A 1,156-nucleotide genomic window follows, 5' to 3' on the forward strand; every position below is an offset into this window, starting at 1 on the left:
GTGTCATTTTCAGAAGACGACTGCACCAGTTGATTGGGCGTAATGGCTGTTGTGCAGCCAGCTCCTGACAGTTCAATATCAGAAGTGATCTGCACCAATCTCGACTATGCTCAATACTCGTGTGCACCAAAGCGAGGTGAGCATGGCGACGGAGGCTCTGTTGCAAAGATTGGCGGCAGTCAGAGGTAGGCTGTCGCTCTGCGCCGATCAGGCGGCTGCTGCGAAATGGTGGTTGAGCATGCCCATGGCCTCCGTCAGCGCCGAGGGCCCAATGCCAAAAGCTCTCTCCACAAGGCGCACCTCGCCCCTGATGCCGGGCTGCAGGCACCAGGGGCGAGCCTGTCCTTTGCGCAGGGCTCGCATGACTTCGAATCCCTTGATCGTGGCATAGGCCGTGGGGATCGATTTGAAACCGCGCACCGGCTTGATCAGTATCTTGAGCTTTCCGTGATCGGCCTCGATCACGTTATTGAGATACTTCACCTGCCGGTGGGCCGTCTCCCGGTCCAGCTTTCCTTCGCGCTTCAATTCGGTGATCGCTGCACCATAGCTCGGCGCTTTGTCGGTATTGAGCGTGGCAGGCTTTTCCCAGTGCTTCAGGCCTCGCAGGGCCTTGCCCAGGAACCGCTTCGCTGCCTTGGCGCTGCGGGTCGGCGACAGGTAGAAATCGATCGTGTCGCCCCGCTTGTCGACTGCCCGGTACAGGTAGGTCCACTTGCCCCGCACCTTGACGTAGGTTTCATCCAGGCGCCAGCTCGGATCAAAGCCACGCCGCCAGAACCAGCGCAGCCGCTTCTCCATCTCCGGGGCGTAGCACTGGACCCAGCGATAGATCGTCGTATGGTCGACCGAAATGCCGCGTTCCGCCAGCATTTCCTCAAGGTCGCGATAGCTGATCGGATAGCGACAATACCAGCGCACCGCCCACAGGATCACATCACCCTGGAAATGGCGCCACTTGAAATCCGTCATCGTTCCGTCCGTCCAATCTCCGCCAAGCATGCTCAAGCTTCACGATTTTTGCAACAGAGCCCACACGAGTATTGAGCATAGTCGAGATTGGTGCAGATCACTTCTGATATTGAACTGTCAGGAGCTGGCTGCACAACAGCCATTACGCCCAATCAACTGGTGCAGTCGTCTTCTGAAAATGACA

1 protein-coding gene and 2 pseudogenes are annotated in these 1,156 nt (G+C 57.8%); 1 reads left to right on the forward strand and 2 read right to left on the reverse strand.

Features of this window, described 5'->3' with window-relative positions; genetic code table 11:
* Positions 1-68, forward strand: a pseudogene (locus tag C3406_RS26365) (EAL domain-containing protein); the annotation flags it as partial.
* 139 nt (positions 69-207) lie between these two features.
* On the opposite strand, the gene C3406_RS25835 reads toward C3406_RS26365, so the two are convergent.
* Both C3406_RS25835 and C3406_RS26370 read right to left on the reverse strand, forming a co-directional pair.
* The gene (locus tag C3406_RS25835; RefSeq protein ID WP_001389365.1) at positions 208-972 is read right to left on the reverse strand and encodes an IS6-like element IS6100 family transposase; all 765 of its coding nucleotides are present in this window, start codon (positions 970-972) and stop codon (positions 208-210) included.
* 117 nt (positions 973-1,089) lie between these two features.
* A pseudogene (locus C3406_RS26370) lies at positions 1,090-1,156 on the reverse strand (EAL domain-containing protein); the annotation flags it as partial.

Source organism: Leclercia sp. LSNIH8, assembly GCF_002920195.1.
Taxonomy (GTDB): domain Bacteria; phylum Pseudomonadota; class Gammaproteobacteria; order Enterobacterales; family Enterobacteriaceae; genus Enterobacter.